Origin of the sequence: Embleya sp. NPDC059237, from assembly GCF_042754105.1 — a bacterium.
Classification (GTDB): domain Bacteria; phylum Actinomycetota; class Actinomycetes; order Streptomycetales; family Streptomycetaceae; genus Embleya.
Map to the genome: position 1 here is coordinate 14,053 of NZ_JBHZAE010000010.1, position 15,648 is coordinate 29,700.

The 15,648-nt window shown below is 73.6% G+C and carries 15 protein-coding genes; 6 read left to right on the plus strand and 9 right to left on the minus strand.

The features are described 5' to 3' along the window. The first annotated feature begins 78 nt into the window (after window positions 1–78). On the plus strand, window positions 79–1,320 hold the full coding sequence (locus ACFXKZ_RS28550) for a sensor histidine kinase (protein ID WP_380003915.1): 1,242 nt from the start codon (window positions 79–81) through the stop codon (window positions 1,318–1,320). Then, window positions 1,317–1,997 carry a response regulator gene (locus ACFXKZ_RS28555; RefSeq protein WP_380003917.1) on the plus strand — a complete coding sequence of 227 codons (681 nt, stop codon included), beginning with the start codon at window positions 1,317–1,319 and terminating at the stop codon, window positions 1,995–1,997. The genes ACFXKZ_RS28550 and ACFXKZ_RS28555 overlap by 4 nt, the downstream gene beginning before the upstream one ends. Here the strand turns inward: ACFXKZ_RS28555 and ACFXKZ_RS28560 are convergent. Beyond that, window positions 1,994–4,540 (minus strand): ABC transporter permease, encoded by a 2,547-nt coding sequence (locus ACFXKZ_RS28560; RefSeq protein ID WP_380003918.1) that lies wholly within the window; start codon window positions 4,538–4,540, stop codon window positions 1,994–1,996. The genes ACFXKZ_RS28555 and ACFXKZ_RS28560 overlap by 4 nt on opposite strands. Before the next feature lie 209 nt (window positions 4,541–4,749). Here ACFXKZ_RS28560 and ACFXKZ_RS28565 point away from each other — a divergent pair, with 209 nt between their 5' ends. Continuing rightward, window positions 4,750–5,904 carry a sensor histidine kinase gene (locus ACFXKZ_RS28565; RefSeq protein ID WP_380003919.1) on the plus strand — a complete coding sequence of 385 codons (1,155 nt, stop codon included), beginning with the start codon at window positions 4,750–4,752 and terminating at the stop codon, window positions 5,902–5,904. Beyond that, window positions 5,901–6,599, plus strand: coding sequence for a response regulator (locus ACFXKZ_RS28570; RefSeq protein WP_380003920.1), 699 nt, complete (start codon window positions 5,901–5,903; stop codon window positions 6,597–6,599). Before ACFXKZ_RS28565 ends, ACFXKZ_RS28570 begins: the two co-directional genes overlap by 4 nt. A gap of 21 nt (window positions 6,600–6,620) precedes the next feature. Here ACFXKZ_RS28570 and ACFXKZ_RS28575 read toward each other — a convergent pair whose 3' ends face one another. Both ACFXKZ_RS28575 and ACFXKZ_RS28580 read right to left on the minus strand, forming a co-directional pair. After that, the gene (locus ACFXKZ_RS28575; RefSeq protein WP_380003921.1) at window positions 6,621–7,061 is read right to left on the minus strand and encodes an NUDIX domain-containing protein; all 441 of its coding nucleotides are present in this window, start codon (window positions 7,059–7,061) and stop codon (window positions 6,621–6,623) included. A 182-nt stretch (window positions 7,062–7,243) separates the two neighbouring features. Continuing rightward, a complete protein-coding gene (locus ACFXKZ_RS28580) occupies window positions 7,244–7,819 on the minus strand; it encodes a TetR/AcrR family transcriptional regulator (RefSeq protein ID WP_380003922.1) in 576 nt (191 codons plus the stop codon). 125 nt (window positions 7,820–7,944) lie between these two features. Here ACFXKZ_RS28580 and ACFXKZ_RS28585 point away from each other — a divergent pair, with 125 nt between their 5' ends. Beyond that, the gene (locus ACFXKZ_RS28585) at window positions 7,945–8,634 is read left to right on the plus strand and encodes a hypothetical protein (RefSeq protein ID WP_380003923.1); all 690 of its coding nucleotides are present in this window, start codon (window positions 7,945–7,947) and stop codon (window positions 8,632–8,634) included. Between the two features lie 203 nt (window positions 8,635–8,837). Here ACFXKZ_RS28585 and ACFXKZ_RS28590 read toward each other — a convergent pair whose 3' ends face one another. Next, window positions 8,838–9,758, minus strand: coding sequence for an NADP-dependent oxidoreductase (locus ACFXKZ_RS28590; protein WP_380003924.1), 921 nt, complete (start codon window positions 9,756–9,758; stop codon window positions 8,838–8,840). A 135-nt stretch (window positions 9,759–9,893) separates the two neighbouring features. Between ACFXKZ_RS28590 and ACFXKZ_RS28595 the strand changes: the two genes are divergently transcribed. Then, window positions 9,894–10,886 carry a helix-turn-helix domain-containing protein gene (locus tag ACFXKZ_RS28595; protein ID WP_380003925.1) on the plus strand — a complete coding sequence of 331 codons (993 nt, stop codon included), beginning with the start codon at window positions 9,894–9,896 and terminating at the stop codon, window positions 10,884–10,886. Between the two features lie 28 nt (window positions 10,887–10,914). Here ACFXKZ_RS28595 and ACFXKZ_RS28600 read toward each other — a convergent pair whose 3' ends face one another. The 5 genes from ACFXKZ_RS28600 to ACFXKZ_RS28620 all read right to left on the minus strand — a co-directional run bounded on the left by ACFXKZ_RS28600 (window position 10,915) and on the right by ACFXKZ_RS28620 (window position 15,555). Continuing rightward, a complete protein-coding gene (locus ACFXKZ_RS28600) occupies window positions 10,915–11,775 on the minus strand; it encodes an alpha/beta fold hydrolase (protein ID WP_380003926.1) in 861 nt (286 codons plus the stop codon). 122 nt (window positions 11,776–11,897) lie between these two features. Continuing rightward, complete coding sequence (locus tag ACFXKZ_RS28605) at window positions 11,898–12,572, minus strand: TetR/AcrR family transcriptional regulator (RefSeq protein ID WP_380003927.1); 675 nt, start codon at window positions 12,570–12,572, stop codon at window positions 11,898–11,900. Window positions 12,573–13,222: 650 nt separating this feature from the next. After that, the gene (locus ACFXKZ_RS28610; RefSeq protein ID WP_380003928.1) at window positions 13,223–14,224 is read right to left on the minus strand and encodes an aminoglycoside phosphotransferase family protein; all 1,002 of its coding nucleotides are present in this window, start codon (window positions 14,222–14,224) and stop codon (window positions 13,223–13,225) included. A gap of 127 nt (window positions 14,225–14,351) precedes the next feature. Beyond that, window positions 14,352–14,957: an HIT family protein gene (locus ACFXKZ_RS28615; RefSeq protein WP_380003929.1), complete on the minus strand. Its 606-nt coding sequence runs from the start codon at window positions 14,955–14,957 to the stop codon at window positions 14,352–14,354. A gap of 292 nt (window positions 14,958–15,249) precedes the next feature. Beyond that, window positions 15,250–15,555: a hypothetical protein gene (locus ACFXKZ_RS28620; protein WP_380003930.1), complete on the minus strand. Its 306-nt coding sequence runs from the start codon at window positions 15,553–15,555 to the stop codon at window positions 15,250–15,252. Window positions 15,556–15,648: the final 93 nt, after the last annotated feature.

Consider the following 15,648-nt stretch of genomic DNA (forward strand, 5'->3'; position numbering starts at 1 on the left):
ATCGGGGTTCGACTACGACCGTGGTCATAGGTCCGCCGGGCGATGGGCGGCGGCGGCCGGCGTGCCACCCTCGACGGCATGACAGGCATGACAGGCATGACAGGCATGGGATCGGAGCCGTCGCGTCCATTCACGAAGCGGCTGCGCGCCGAGCACCGGGTTGCGCTCGACGTGCTCGTGGCCCTGGTCGGGGCGTCGATCGCGGTGCTGCGCGTGCTGGACGCCTACCACCACCACGACCCGCACGGACGCGGCTACCCGGAGCCGGACCGGGTTCAACTGTGCGTCGCCCTGGTCGGCGTCGGCGTATTGGCCGGCGCGCTGGTGCTGCGCCGGTTCCGGCCCGCGCTCGCGACGGCGGTGGTGGTCGCGAGCTGGGCGGTCGTGGTGGCCGTGGCCGGCGAGACCACGATCGCGCTGTACGTGGGCGGGCCGTTCGTGGTGCTGGTCTCGATGGCGGTGGTCTACAGCGCGGCGGTGACGTACCCGCCGCGCGCGGCGATCGGCGTGCTCGGGCTCGGCCTGTTGGGCGCGGTGCCGTGGTTGTTCGGTTCCGACGACCTGCGGCGCAACGCGTGGTTGACGCCGCTGTTCGTCGGCATCGCGGGCGCGGTGGGCTACGCGGTCGGCCGGCAGCGCGCGTACGCCGCAGCGCTGCGCGAGCATCACGCGGAACTGGCCCGGTCCGAGTTCGCGGAGGAACGGCTGCGGCTGGCGCGGGAGTTGCACGACGTGATCGCGCACAGCCTGGGAGTGGTCAACGTGCAGGCCGGATACGGTGGTTTCGTGCTCGACCGACGGCCGGAGGAGGCCCGGGAGGCGTTGGCGGCGATCCGGCGGATCAGCGGCGAGACGATCCGCGAAATGCGCGGCCTGCTCGGGGTGTTGCGCGCGGACGGCCCGGCCGACCGGCTGCCCGCGCCGGGGTTGGCCGATCTGCCCGCGCTTCTCGACCGCAGCGCGGAGGCGGGTCTGCGGGTGGAATCGGCCGTGCTCGGCGAACCGCGCGAGTTGCCGCCCGGCGTGGAGTTGTCCGCGTACCGGATCGTCCAGGAGGCGCTGACCAACATCGCCCGGCACGCGCGCACCGCGAACGCGACGGTCACCGTGGACTATCGCGGGGACGCGCTGGCGATCGAGGTCACCGACGACGGCGTCGGGCCGGGGCACGGATGGCCGGACGAACTCCCCTACGGACACGGCCTGGCCGGGATGCGCGAGCGGGTCGGACTGTACGACGGGGAGTTCACCGCCGGTCCGCTGCCGGGGCGCGGCTTCCGGGTGACCGCGGTGTTGCCGCTGCGCGAGCGTGTCGCATGAGCGTCCGGGTGCTGGTCGCCGACGATCAGGCACTGGTGCGCGCGGGGTTTCGCGGGATCGTCGAGGTGGCGCCGGGCTTCACCGTGGTCGGCGAGGCGGGCACCGGGACGGCCGCGGTCGAACTCGCCCGGCGGGAGCGGCCGGACGTGGTGCTGATGGACATCCGGATGCCGGGCATGGACGGCCTGGAGGCCACCCGGCTGATCACCGGCGCGGGCGGTCCGGCGGGCGTGCCGGGCGTGCGGGTGCTCATCCTGACCATGTTCGACCTCGACGAGCACATCTACGAGGCGCTGCGCGGCGGCGCGAGCGGGTTCCTGCTCAAGGACACCGCGCCGGAGGACTTGTTGGCCGCGATCCGGGTGGTCGCCGCCGGCGAGGCGCTGCTCGCGCCGAGTGTGACCCGGCGCCTGATCGCCGAGTTCGCCGGTCGCCCGGCCCCGAGCGGGAGCGGCGAGCCGGCCCGGCCCACGACGCTGCCCGGGATCACCGCGCGCGAACACGAGGTCCTGGCCCTGATCGCCGAGGGCCACACCAACCCCGAGATCGCCCGCCGCCTGCACATCACCGAGGGCACCACCAAGACCCACGTGGGCCACCTGCTCACCAAACTCGGCGCCCGCGACCGCGTACAACTGGTGATCACCGCCTTCCGCGCGGGCCTGGGCCCGAGCTAATCCGCGATCGCCGCGGGGATGTCCAGGCGGGCCGCGCGCCGGGCCGGGAGCGTCGCCGCGGCCAGGCCCGCGAGGGTCGCGCCGACGATCACCGCGGCGATCGTCGGCCACGGCACGGCGACCACCGTCACGCTGCCGTCGTGGGCCATCCAACGGGTCACGCCGAGGCCCCAGCCGAGACCGAGCGCCAGGCCCAGGGTCGCGCCGTACATCGCGATGATCACCGATTCGAGGCGGATCATCCGGCGCACCTGCCTGCGGGTCAGGCCCAGGGCGCGCAACATCGCAATCTCCCGGGTGCGTTCGACCACGGACAACACGAGGGTGTTCACCACACCCAGGACCGCGATCACGATGGTCAGCGACAGCAGTCCGTACGCCAGGGCCACCATCGTGCCCAGGGCGCCCTTGCGGCTCTCCCGGTAGTCGGCCCGGGTACGCACCGCCACGCCCGGCTCGGCCGAGGTCGCCGCCTTCACCGCCGCGCGCAGCACGGCCGTATCGGTACCGGGTGTCGCGGCCAGGTAGACCGTCTCGTCCCGCACGTCCGGCGCCAGCTCGGCCAGGGTGTCCAGGCCGACCATCGGGTTCACGTCGCCGCCCGTGCCCGCCGGCCGATCCGTGCGCAGCCCGCCGACCCGCAGTGTGCGGGTCTCGCCGGCCACGGCCCGCACCACGACCGGGTCGCCGACCGCCAGACCGCGGCGTCGGGCGTAGCGGGCGTCGAGCACGATGGCGCCGGGCGCCAATCCGGCCGCCTCGGTGCCGCGGCCGTAGGTGTGGCCGAGCAGGCCGCCGACCCCCGGGTCGGCGCCGTCGAGTTCGAGCTGCTCGGTGTGCTCGTGGGCGGTGATCCGCACGTCCACCCTGCGGGTGCGCACCGTGCTCGCCACACCCGGTACGGCCCGCGCGTCGCTCGCGGTGCGCGCGGACAGCGCCGGCTTGCCGGAGAGCACCAGGTCGGCGCGGAACGTGCGGTCGAAGGTCGCGTCGAACGACGCGGTCATCGAGGACACGGCCACGCCGACCGCGGCGACCAGTGCGACACCGATCATCAGTGCGCCGGCGGTGGCCCCGGTCCGGCGCGGGTTGCGCAGCGCGTTGTCCCGGCCGAGCCGGCCCACGGCACCGAACGGTCGGGTGTACGGGGCGCAGAGCGCCGGGATCAATCGGCGGGCGAGGATCGGGCCGAGCAGGACGACCCCGAGCAGGGTCAGCGCGCCGCCGAGCGCGAGCAGGGCAAGGTTGCCGCCGGCCACCGCGGCGGCTCCGAGGGCGAGGACAACGCCACCGCGGAGGGCGCGCCGGCGCGGCGGTTCCTGCGGCGCGTCCACGGCGCGCAGGGCGGCCATCGGCGCCACCCGACTCGCGCGGCGTGCGGGGCGGTATGCGGCGAGGACCGTGGCGAGGGTGCCGACGGCGTAGCCGACCACGGGGGTGGTCGGTGCGAAAGCCAGGTCGATGCCCGAGGTCTGCACACCGACCGCGCCGAGCAGTGCGGTCAGTCCGGTGGCCAACGCGTAGCCGGTGCCCAGGCCGAGGGTCGAGCCGAGCAGGCCGAGCACCGCCGCCTCGGTGAGCACCGACCGGTGCACGTCCGCGCGGGAGGCACCGAGCGCGCGCAACAGGCCGATTTCGCGGGTGCGTTGGGCGACGAGCATGGAGAAGGTGTTGAAGATCAGGAACATCCCGATCGCCATGGTCAGCAGCGCGAAGCCGAGCAGGCCGTAGCGGACCACGTCCAACGCGCGGCCGAGTTCCCCGACGGCGGCGGCGCCGGTTTGGGCGCGGGTGCGGATGTCGAGCGCCGGCGAACCGGCGCCCTCGGGGTCGAGCGCGGCGGTGACACGATCGCGCAGCACGGTGTCCGGTACGCCCGGCACCGCCGTGACGGAGACCGCCGTGACCACGTCCGGCCTGCCGAGGAGTCGGGCGGCGGCGGTCTCCGGGTCGACGAAGACGAGGGTGTCGCCGGTGGCCCGCACCCGATAGCCGGCGATGCCGACCACGGTGACCTCGAACGTGCCGGTCGACGGGCTCAGCCGCAGCCGGTCACCCAGCCGGATCCGGCTCACCCGCGCCGACTCGGCGTCCAGGACCGCCTCGTTCGGGCCGTGCGGTTCGTGACCCGAGGTCAGTCGTACCGGCGCGTGGGCACACGCACACCACCCGGCGACCGCCGTCTCCGGATCCGAGACCACCCCGACCTGATCCCCGTCCCCGTCGACGACGGGCACGTCCCGGACCACCACGTCGCCGTGCACGGCGGCCACGCCCTCGACGCCGCGAACCCGCTCCACCAGCGCCGCCGGCACGGTCGGCGTGCGCCCCGCGCGGACCAGCCGGATCGCCTTGACCTCGGTCCGGGGCGTGACGGTCACATCGGCCGAGGTCGACCGGGCCAGGTCGGCGAACACAGCGGAGACCGTGTCGACGAACATCAGCGTGCCGGTGACGAATGCGACCGAGAGGGTGATCGCCACCGCGGACAACACCATTCGACCCTTGTGCGCGAGGAATCCACGCAACGAAGCCTTCAACACGGGGGCTGCCTTTCGACGCGAAGCGGCGGACGTCGCCCAAGTTCTCGCGCGCGGGCCCCGCCGGTCGTCGGGCCGGGAGGCGTTTTCCGGCGCGGTACCGGGGTCGGCCCGGGCCGCGGTCGACCGGTCGTGATCCACCCGTGGGGGGATCGCCGGGCCGACCCCGTGGGCCGATGCGGGCGCGCCCGTCACGTGGCTAGGGTCCGAACGTGGTCGACGAACCGCGCCCGCCGCTCACCCAGCGGCTGCGCCCCAGGCACTGGCTGGTCATCGACGTGCTCGTCGCGTTGGCGTTGGCGAGTTCGCTCGTCACGCTGCGGCCGGACGCCGAGGGCCGGCTCGGCTCGGCGACCTGGATCGCGATCGCGCTGCTGGTGCTGGTCATCGCCGGCGCCGTCGCGGTGCGCCGGGTGTACCCGATCACCGCGCTCACCGCGGCGCTGGTGGCGGAGGCATGTCTGCGCGGGCTCGGGCTGAAGGCGGCGGTCGGCTTCGCGACCGCGCTCACCCTGTACACGGCGGCGCTCACCGCCCGGAACCGGCCGGCCGTGTGGTGTCTGGGTACGGTCGCGGTCGCGGTGGGGTTCGTGGCGGCGCCGATCCCGCTGTATCCGTCGATCCTGGCCTGGACACTGGGGACCAGCGCCCGCTCGCGGCGCGAGTACGCGCGGGCGCTGCGCCGGCAGGCCGAGCGGCAGGGGCGGGAGGAGGCGGAACGGCGGGCCGGGGAGCAGGCGGCCGAGGAGCGGTTGCGGATCGCCCGCGAACTGCACGACGTGGTCGCGCACAGCATGAGCCTGATCACCGTGCAGGCGGGCGTGGCGCACTACGTGGGCGCCGAGCGGCCGGAGGAGGCGATCCGGGCGCTGGGCTCGATCGAGGCGACCGGGCGGACCGCGCTGCGCGACATGCGCCGACTGCTCGGCATGTTGCGTGACGCGGACGGCACGCCGCAGGACCCGGAGTTGGCGCCCGCGCCGACGTTGGCCGCGCTCGATACGCTCGTCCGGGACGCGGCGGCGGCCGGGCTGGGCGTCGATTTCACGGTGCTCGGTGAGCGCCGGGATCTGCCGGCGGGCATCGAACTGGCCGCGTACCGGATCGTCCAGGAGGCATTGACCAACGTGATCAGGCATGCGGGGGTGGACCGCTGTTCGGTCGAACTGCGCTACACCGAACGGGAGATCGCGCTCGACGTGGTCGACTCGGGACGCGGCGGTCCGGCGGCGGTGCCGGGACACGGGCTGATCGGGATGCGTGAGCGGGTGGCGGCCTACGGCGGCGAGTTCGACGCGGGGCCGCGGGCGGACGGGGCCGGGTTCCGGGTCGGCGCCCGGTTGCCGATCGAGGAGGGTGCGCGGTGACGGGGGAGCCGATCCGGGTGCTGGTCGCCGACGATCAGGCGCTGCTGCGGGGGGCGTTGCACCTGTTGATCGACGCCGCGCCGGATCTGGCCGCGGTCGGCGAGGCCGCCGACGGCGCCCATGCCCTCGAACTGGTCCGCGCCGCCCGCCCGGACGTGGTTTTGATGGACATTCGGATGCCCGGCATGGACGGCCTGGAGGCCACCCGGCGGATCACCGCCTCGCCCGACACGTGCGATACCCGCGTGCTCATCCTGACCACGTTCGACCTCGACGAGTACGTGTACGCGGCGCTGCGCGCGGGCGCGAGCGGCTTCCTGCTGAAGGAGACGCCGCCGGCCGAACTCCTCACCGCCATCCGGATCGTCGCGGCGGGCGACGCGCTGATCGCACCGGGCATCACCCGCCGCCTGATCGCCGAGTTCGCCGCCCGCCCCGAGCCGCGACAGCGACCGAACTCCGGCCGGGACGCGGGCCTGACCGACCGCGAGCGCGAGGTGCTGACCCTGATCGGTCGCGGGCTGTCCAACCCGGAGATCACCGAATACCTGCACGTGAGCGCGTCCACGGTGAAGACCCACGTGGGTCGCCTGCTGATGAAACTGGGCGCCCGCGACCGGGCGCAACTGGTGATCGCCGCCTACGAGTCCGGCCTGGTCGGTCCCGGTGCGTCCGCCCGCGCGGCCGAGCGGTAGACACCCGGGAGGCGGCGGCGCTCAGGACCAGGCGGTCGGGTGGCCCTTGGTGTGCCAGGCGGTCACCGCCGTGGCGTCGGTGGGTTCCACGTCCGGCGGGAGGTCGGTGGGGTCGAGCCAGGCCAGGCGGGCGCACTGGTCGGGTTCGGCGTTGGTGGGGTCGCCGGTCCAGGCCGCGGTGTGGAAGTACCAGCCGATCACCGGTGCGCCGGTGTCGCCGAGCACCTGCGAAACGTAGGCCGTGCGCAGGTCGGCCGTGGCCACGTCGGTGGCGATCTCCTCCCTGGTCTCGCGGGCGCACGCCTCGATGAGGAGTTCACCGGGGTCGACCAGGCCGCCCGGGAGCGCGAGCAGGCCGTCGGCGAAGCCGGTGTCCTTGCGCTCCATGAACAACACCGCCCCGTCCGCGCGTTCGAGGATGATGGCGGCGTAGGCGATGGCGTTGTGGCGGTGGTCGCTCACGTGTCGGTCTCCCCATGGTCGATCCGGGTGCTTCCGGGGCGCCTGCGGGCGATCGCCCCGGGCGCGCGACGGCGCCGGCGCGCGACGGACCTGCGGGGGCGACCCGCGCTCCGACACGCACCTGTGCCCGGACCAACGACCGGTGCGGGACGGACGTCACGCCCGAACCACCGCCGGCGCCCTCACGCTCCCACGATGCGTTCGACCGCCGCCGCGACGAGGCCGTCGCGTTCGGCCGGGGAGAACACGTCCGGCAGCGTGAGCTGTTCGACGATGAGCCAGTTGAACGCCAGGTACAGGAGGCGGACCGCGGTGGCGTCGCCGGGCAGGCCGGATTGCTCGTGGTAGCTCACGTTGGCCGCCACGTCGGCCCGGACCCGCTCGGTCAGCACCGTGCGCAACTCCGGCCGCCGGGTGGCCTCCAGGCGCAGTTCGAGCAGGGCCAGGTAGCCGGTGCGAAAGGCGCTGACGCGGTCGACGACCTCGCGCATCAACACGGTGTACGTCTCCCGGTCCGGCGTGCTCGCGCGGTGTCGCGCGATGATCTCCTCGCCGGGCTGTAGTCGCTCGTAGACCCGGGCACCGGCCTGGGTGAGCAGGTCGTCGCGGCTCGTGAAGTAGTTGGAGGCGGTACCGGTCGGTACCCGCGCCTCGACATCGACCGCCCGAAAGGTGAGCCCCCGGGCCCCCTCCTTGGCGAGCACCTCGATGGCGGCATCGACCAGCGCCGCCCTCCGCTCGTCATTCCTGCGCACCATAAAAACCACTCCACCTGTAGTACTACACGTGCATGGAGACTACAGCGCCGGACATATCCGCCGTGGGGAGCGTGGGCGGTGGGCGGTGGGCGGTGGGCGGTGGGCGGTGGCGGTACGGTCCTGCCATGCATGATTCGCCGCGAGCCGCCGCCTCCGACCCCACGCCCGAACCGGCGGCGCCCGCCTCGCCCGGGCCCGTGACCGCGGACGACCTGGACCTGGCCGTCCGGCTCGCGGTGGCCGCGCTCCGCGAGGCGCCGGCGACCGCCTGGGACGACCGGGCCGGTTCGCTGGAGTGGACCCGCTGGGAGACGGTCGAGCACCTGAACGACGACCTCTTCGCGTATGCCGCCCAACTGGGCCTGCGCACCCCGCCGTTGACCGCCAACGTGCCCTTCGTCTGGGAGAGCCGCCGCCCGGGCGGCCCGGCGAACGCGATCCACGCGGACCGCGCGGCCGGCCCCGGCGGGCTGTTGCAGGTCCTGGAGGTGACCGGCGCCCTGCTGGCGTCCATGGTGCGGACCACGCCGCCGAGCGTGCGCGCCCACCACACCTTCGGCGACGCGGACCCCGAGGGCAGCGCGGCGATGGGCATCGTGGAGACCGTGGTGCACACGTACGACCTGGCCGACGACCTGGGCCTGCCCTGGACCCCGCCCGCCGACCTGTGCGCACGAGTGATCGCCCGGATCTTCCCGGACGTCCCGCAGGACACCGACCCCTGGCCCACCCTCCTGTGGGCCACCGGCCGAGGCGACCTGCCCGGCCACCCCCGCCGCACCTCGTGGCGCTGGTACAGCGAGCCGCGACCCTAGGGCGTGTCTTCAATCTCCCGCCGAGCTCCACGACGCCCGGCACCGCACCTCGCCGCCCCGGAGAAACAGGCGAATGGAACCGCTATGCACCTGCTTCTCCGGCACGCCGATACACGGCATCCGCCCTTCGGGCTCCTCGCTGCGCTCACGCCGCGGAGCCCGACGGGACCGAAGACACGCCCTGGCGTGTCTTCGGTCCCCCGTCAGAGGGTCAGCACGATCTTCCCGGCGACCCGGCCCGATTCGCCGCGCGCGTGCGCCTCGGCGGCGGCCGACAGGGGGAACACCGAGTCCAGTTCGGGGCGAAGGCGACCCGCCTCGACCAGCGCCGCGATCTCCCGCATGGCCGCGTGATCGGCCTCGACCAGCATCTCCGCGGCCCGGACCCGGTATCGCCCGACGTCCAGGTCCCGCACGTGGTTGACGATCGCGACCAGGATGCCGCCCGGGCGCAGCGTCGGCAACGAGCGCGGCCCGTACTCGCCGCCGACGCCGTCCAGGACCACGTCCACGTCCCGCACCACCTCGGCGAAGTCGGTCGTGGTGTAGTCGATCACCTCGTCGGCGCCGAGCGCCCGGACGAAGTCGTGCTTGGGCCCGCTCGCCGTACCGATGACGTACGCGCCGCGCGCCTTGGCGATCTGTACCGCCAGGTGACCGACCCCGCCGGCGGCGGCATGGATCAACACCCGCTGCCCGGCCCGCAGTTCCCCGACATCGACCAGGGCCTGCCACGCGGTGGTCGCACCCAGCGGCAGTGCGGCGGCGCGGACGTGATCGAGATTCGCGGGCTTGCGCACCAAGTGGCGGGCAGCGGCGACCGCGTATTCGGCGTGCGCCCCGTTCCCGTACGGGTACCTCAGCATGCCGAACACCTCGTCGCCCGGTCGGTGAATGGCCACGCCCAGGCCGACCGCCTCGACCACGCCCGACACCTCCCAGCCGAGTACGAACGGCGGCCGGCCCAGGATCAGGCCGGTGGCCCGGTGGATCCAGTCGGTCGGATTCACCCCCGCCGCGCACACGCGGACCAGCACCTCGCTCGGGCCGGGCACCGGCCGCTCCAGCTCCACCTCCCGCAATACCGCCGGATCACCCAGAACGTCCTGACTGATGGCGCGCATGTCACTTCTCTCTCGATAGCGGGGCCGTCCGATCGCGCCGGTCGCCCCGGTCCGCCTGATCGACCCGGACATCGTGTCGAGTACCCGACCGGCCGGGCGAGCGTCCGGAACGACATGATGCGTACACTTCCGGACGTGAGCACAGTCGCGATAGCCGTCGCCGACGGCATCCTGCATTTCGAACTGGCCCTGGCCCACGAGATCTTCGGGTCACCGGCACCGGCATCGGCCGCGCCCGCGGTCCGCGTCGAGCACTGGTACGACGTCGTCGTCTGCGGGGCCGGTCCGGTGCGGGTCGACGGGCGTTTCCTGCTCGAACCGGACGGCGGCCTCGACCGGCTCGCCGGCGCCGACACGGTGATCGTCCCCGGCTGGGCCGATGTGGACACCGACCCGCCGGCAGACCTCGTCGACGCGGTGCGCGCGGCCCACGAGGCCGGCGCGCGGGTGGCCTCGCTCTGCACGGGCGCCTTCGTCCTGGCCGCCGCGGGGCTGCTCGACGGGCGGCGCGCCACCACCCACTGGGCCCACACCGAGGCCCTGGCCGAACGCTATCCCGAGGTCGAGGTGGACCCGGACGTGCTGTACGTCGACAACGGCAGCGTGCTCACCTCGGCCGGCAAGGCCGCCGCGATGGATCTGAGCCTGCACATGATCCGCCTCGACCACGGCTCGACGGTCGCCAACGCGATCGCCCGCCGGCTGGTGGTGGCACCCCACCGACCGGGCGGCCAGGCCCAGTTCGTCGCCACCCCGGTACCCGAACAGCCCGACCACCCGCTCGGCGAACTGCTCGGCTGGGCGGCCGGCCGGCTGGACCAACCCTTGACGGTGGAGGACCTGGCCCGCCGGGCCAACATGAGCTCGCGTCACCTGGGCCGGCACTTCCGGTCGGTGACGGGCACCACCCCGTTGCAGTGGCTTCTGATCCAACGCATCCACCGGGCCCAGGAGTTGCTGGAGACCACGGACGACAGCGTGGACGCCGTCGCCGAGGCCACCGGCATGGGCACCGCGGCCACCCTGCGCCGCCACTTCAACCGCACGGTGGGCGTACCGCCCGACGCGTATCGCCGGACCTTCCATCGACGGCGGGCCGACGGGGATTCGGCGGCGGGCCGCCGGTAGCGCGGACCGGTTCCGGATCCGGCTCCGGCTACCGGGCCGGATCGGTCGCGCGGGTGAACTCCCGGACAACTCGGGCCAGTTCCGCAGGGCGGTCGAGGGGGATGAGGGTGTAGCTGTCGTCGATCTCGACCAGCCGTCCCCCGGGCAGGAGTTCGGCGAGGCGGTGGCCGTGCTCCGGGGGCATGACCCGGTCGGCGCTCGCCCAGACCACGAGGGCCGGGCGGTCGAAGTCGGGCAGGCGCTGCGCCGCCGCGAGCAGGAGGTCGGTGTCCGCGCCGGCCGCGCGCAACATGCGCACCGCGTCGCGGCGGATCTCGGGCCGGGACAGGATCGGCGCCGCCCAGCGGGCGGTGGCGGCGTCGCCCCGCTTGGTCAACCACCCGAAGGCGAGCGGGAGTCGGCGGATCGGGCGCAGCCGCATCTGCTGCATGAAGAGCCCGAACAGACGCGGCGGGAGTTTACCGGCGCGCACGAGCGTCCGGCCGGTGAGCCCGGGCGGAAAGTTGTCGAAGGCATCACACGAGGCGAGCACGACCCGCCCCACCCGGGCCGTGTTTCCGCCGGCGATCAGCAGTTGCACGAGCGCGCCGCCGGTGTCGACGCCGACCAGGGTGACCTCGCTCAGGTCGAGCGTGTCCAGGAACTCGCCCACCAGCGCGGCCACTCCGGGCAACGACAGGTCGGCGTCGGCGGACATCGCATGCCGGTGCGCGCCGAGCGGCAGGGTGGGCGCCACGCAGCGGTGGTCGACGGACAGCGCGGCGATCACCTCGTCCCACAACGACGAATCCATCAGGAAGCCGTGCAGCAGCACGACCGTGGGACCGTCGCCACCGGTGTCCTCGTACCCGATCGTGCCTACCGACAGCCGAACTTCCTTGTGGGCCATGGTCTTCCCCTCCGGCATCACACAGCGTGCACCGTTCGCCGTTCACCCTCAAAAAAGTGAACCACGTGGTTCGCAAACTGTCCATGGGAGGCCACGGGAAGTCCCGAGACGCCGGCGTGCCGTCACTCCTCGGCGGCCTCCTCCCGCTCCAGGGCCCGCATCAGCGCCTCGAATCCGGCGGCGACCCCCGCCGTGTCGCCACTGGTCCGCGCATCCACCAAAAACCCCCGAAGCACCGCGAGGATCATCTCGGCGACCTCGAACTTGCGCTGCTCGGACCAGTGTTCGGGACAGATGGCCAGCAGCGTGGGCAGATACTGCCGGGACGCCCCCCGGCCGAGTTCGGCGTAGCGGTCGGGGTCGTACATCGCCAGCCCGATCGCCTGGTCGAGCACCCGCGCCTCGTCACCGACCAGAATCGGCCACACCACCCGCACCCACTCGGCCAGTGGCAACCGCTCGGAACCGGGCCGCCCGGCGGCGACGGAACGATCGATCCGCCGATCGCGCAGTTGCAGAATGGCCTGCCGAAGCAGATCGTCGGCCCCGTCGAAGTGATAGAGCAGCACCTTGTGGGTGGTATCGGCCGCGCGCGCGGCCCGACGCAGCGAAAAGTCCACGAGCCCATTGGCCGCCAGATCCGCGGTGACCCGATCGAGCAACTCCCGCCGCCGAGCCTCCCCCCGCGGCGACCCGACGGATCGCCGATAGCCGCCGGTGGAGGATGCCTCGGCGGCGGGCCCGACCTGCTCGACAGACTCGACCGGATCGACCGGCTCAGGTGCGGAGGGGTTCACGTCGGCAACTCCCATGGTCGAATATCCGCTGTCCGCACCCGAAGTGGGCATCGGACGCACGGCGCGGCAGGCGGTACGCGGCGCACGATCGACGCCCGGGCGCGATGCGTGCACCGGTCGAGGTTAGCGCCGCCCCCGGCAACGGCCGGCCCGCTGCCCGCCGTCCCACACACTCCCGACCCGACGTCGACCGCCGGGCGCAACCGCACCCGCCTGCCGTGTGGCCCGGCATACGGTGACGGGATGACGACGATCCTGCGACACCCTCGGCCCGGCTTCACATGGGACTGGTGGGCTGTCGACGCGGAGGGCCTGCCCGTGCAGTTCAGCCGTGGTCCGGCTCCCGAGTTCGTCTCGGCGTATGTCGACCGCATCGACGCCGCAACCCGCTGGGTCGAGGAGAACCGCCCTGGTTCGGCGGCGTTCACGCACCGCTGCACACCTTCGACTCCTTCGACGAGTCGTCGACCTACACCCGGCACGCCGTCCCGGACTCCCCGCTGCGGCCGGCCGACACGCCGTCGATCATCGCGGACGTCGCGGCCCTGGTGGTGCTGAACCGAGCGGTGGGCGACACCTGGTCGATCCGCCTCGACGACGGGTGGATCCGAGCCGCCGAGCCGCGTACCCGACCCGGCGCTCCACGGACGTCAGCGGCGGGGCCGATGGGCGACCGCCGGCCATGGCCACCGGTCCGCCGCCCGGCCCGCGTCCGGGCTCGGCGGCTCGGGGATGCGGTCGAGGGCGGTGGGTTGCCAGGCGCGGTCCCGTTGCGCGCGCAGCAGGGGGATGGGGCTGTCGTCCGTGCCGTACAGGCGGTCCGCGAGGCGGATCAGCGTGTCGTGGCGGGCGAGGGCGAGCCCCCTGGCCCACGACCAGGGGCCGTATCCGGCTCCCGCGGCCACCCGGACGGCGGCCGCGGCGCCCACCGCGATGGCCAGGCCGGCGATGTCCTCGGCGGGATCGCCCACCACCGCGTCCGTCCAGTCCAGCACCCCGCGCACCCGACCGCCGCTGCCGACCATCAGGTGCTCGCCCTTGAGATCGCCGTGCACCACGACTCGCGACACGGGTTCCGCGCCCGGACCGCGCAGCGGCGCCCCGTCGAACTCGCCGTCGGCGCTGAGCCGTTGCGCCGCCGCCTCGGCCGGTTCGCGCAGCTCGGCCATCGACCGGGGCGCGACCACGGGCAGGCCGACGCCGACCGCGTCCGCCTCGGTGACCCGGGCCAGGCCGGCCAACATCCGCGCCAGGGCGACCTCGCCCCGCCGCGAGACCCGACGCAGTTCGGCGGAGGTGCCGGGGATGCGGGTGTCGAGGGAATAGGCGAGCCCGTCCGCCCACTCGCCGGCGGCCACGCTCGCGGGCAGCGCGACGCCGACCACGGGACGCAGCAGGTCGCGCAGCGCGATCTCGCGACGCTGCCGGGCGGACGTATCGGCGTCCCGGGCCAACCGCAGAACGTGATCCGCCCCGACCCACCACGAGGAGTGCTCCCCACCCTCGTCGATCGGCCGCACGACCCGCCCCGCGTCCCGACCCAACACCGCGTCGACCAGGCACCGCACCACCCGCTCCGCCGGCACGGGCGTCTCGGGCGTCCCGGATGTCGTGGACGGCGGCGGCGCGGACGCGGAGGAAGCTGCGGACATCCACCGATCATCCCAGCCGGGACCGGGACCACCAACGGGTTATCCCACCCCCCGCCACTCCCCCGACGGACAACCGCGAGGCCGGCGCGGCCGGCGACGAACCCACGCGCCCACCCCGGCGATCGCCTCACAAACCGACCTCCTCCGAGCCCTCCTCCCCCACCGCACCCACGTCCCGCGAACCGCCCCCGCCCGACGGCGGGAGCGGCTCCCCCACCACCGCCTCCGTCGCCCCCGTGTAGGCCAGCAGGGCTCGCAACGCCGCCGCGTCCGCCTGGATGTGGGCCTCGTTCTGCCGACCCCGGTCGAGATGGGCGAAGGCGGGTGGGCGGCCGGGGCTCGGGGCGGTGGGGTGACGGGGAATCAGATGTGCGTGCAGGTGTGGGATGTCGTTCTCGAGGAGGGACACGTTCAGCCCGGGCATCGGTCGATAGTGCGCCTCGATCGCCCGCCCCGCCGCGGTCACCTCGGTCATGAACCCGGCGAGCTGACGTGCGGTCAGGTCGATCAGGCGCGCGACGTGGCCACCGGTCCACACCACGACGATGTACCCGCGTACCCGCCCCGAACGCCACAGGTAGGCATTGCCGTAGACACCTCGCTTGAGCAGCAGGCCCCAGCCGATGTCGGGCGCGGTGAAGTCCTTTTCGCACATCGCGCAGGGCGCGTCCGGGTGCGGCTCCGCGTAGCGTTCGGGCCAGGTGGGCGCTTCGAGTGGGCGGGGTCCGGGCACCTGGGAACCACACACGACGGCCTCCAACACGAACGGGGGCGAGAGCCCGTTTGCTGCTGCAAACGTTCGGTTGAGTCAACGAAAAGCGTCGAAACGATGTCACGCCCCCGCTTCGGCCTGTGACCGACCCGCAGCGCACTCGGGACGGATCCGCGACAGGCGCAACCCCACACGCCCGAGGTCTCACCCACCCGGGCGGCAAAACCGTCACCCACCCGCGACAACCCACTCACCCGCCCGAGTGGTCCGGCGGAGCCGCCGGTCGAGCCGACCGCCCCGCCGACACCGCGTGCTACGACAGTTCCCGCCCGTCCTCACCGCGCTGCGCCACCGGCACGATCTGCAGGGTCTCCGCCATCTCCGCGTCCGCACCGCCCGCGGCCTCGGCGGGCGACACCGCTCCCGCTCCCACCACGATCGCGTAGGTGCGCGCGAGCTGTTCCAGCTCCTTGACGCTCACCGCCTCCTTGCCCACCTGGCCGGCCATCCGGGCCACCGCGTCGAGCAGCGCCACCCGGGCCCGCTCCGCCGCACCGGTTTCCGCCTCCACCGCTGTCCCCTGCTCCGCCGCCGCCTTGCCCACTGCGCAAACCTCCACGTCGAACCTCGACAATGCGCTCGGCAGGCTACCGCCGATTCCACCCCGCTCCGACCGCCCGCAGGTCCGCGCGCGCCCGGCCCCACCATTTCG

Bases quoted from the DNA above. Each gene is read 5' to 3' on its own strand.
- ACFXKZ_RS28580 (WP_380003922.1), bottom strand. From the start codon at position 7,819: ATGGTGCGCAGGAATGACGAGCGGAGGGCGGCGCTGGTCGATGCCGCC.
- ACFXKZ_RS28610 (WP_380003928.1), bottom strand. From the start codon at position 14,224: ATGTCCGCAGCTTCCTCCGCGTCCGCGCCGCCGCCGTCCACGACATCC.
- ACFXKZ_RS28590 (WP_380003924.1), bottom strand. From the start codon at position 9,758: ATGCGCGCCATCAGTCAGGACGTTCTGGGTGATCCGGCGGTATTGCGG.
- ACFXKZ_RS28585 (WP_380003923.1), top strand. From the start codon at position 7,945: ATGCATGATTCGCCGCGAGCCGCCGCCTCCGACCCCACGCCCGAACCG.
- ACFXKZ_RS28550 (WP_380003915.1), top strand. From the start codon at position 79: ATGACAGGCATGACAGGCATGACAGGCATGGGATCGGAGCCGTCGCGT.
- ACFXKZ_RS28600 (WP_380003926.1), bottom strand. From the start codon at position 11,775: ATGGCCCACAAGGAAGTTCGGCTGTCGGTAGGCACGATCGGGTACGAG.
- ACFXKZ_RS28555 (WP_380003917.1), top strand. From the start codon at position 1,317: ATGAGCGTCCGGGTGCTGGTCGCCGACGATCAGGCACTGGTGCGCGCG.